General features: G+C 52.6%; 1 protein-coding gene. It reads right to left on the reverse strand.

The genetic code is table 11. The annotated features are described in order from the left end of the window. The coding region (locus SB775_RS28770) for a Mu transposase C-terminal domain-containing protein (protein WP_410864602.1) at window positions 1-287 on the reverse strand (287 nt) is incomplete at both ends.

Raw genomic sequence — 287 nt, forward strand, 5'->3', positions numbered from 1 at the left:
TCGGGCGCCCAAAGCCATATAGAACCGAGGTCTTCGGGGTCGTACGCAACTCGGACACGTACGCCTATGCCGTATGTAGAGATGATCGGTAGTAGTTCGTCGCTCGCGTAGTAAAGGCCATTGAGCAACACACCGTCATGGCGCAGGCTACGCTTTTTGTAGATTCCAAGGTGCAAAGCGATTTCTTCGGCTGATGCGGGAAGTTTCTGAGATACACCGACGATTCCTTCTTCCCACTTTTTGCTCGGAGTAGTACCGATACCCTTGTGTACGGTTTGCGCGTAGAC

Source organism: Peribacillus sp. SIMBA_075 (assembly GCF_046534585.1).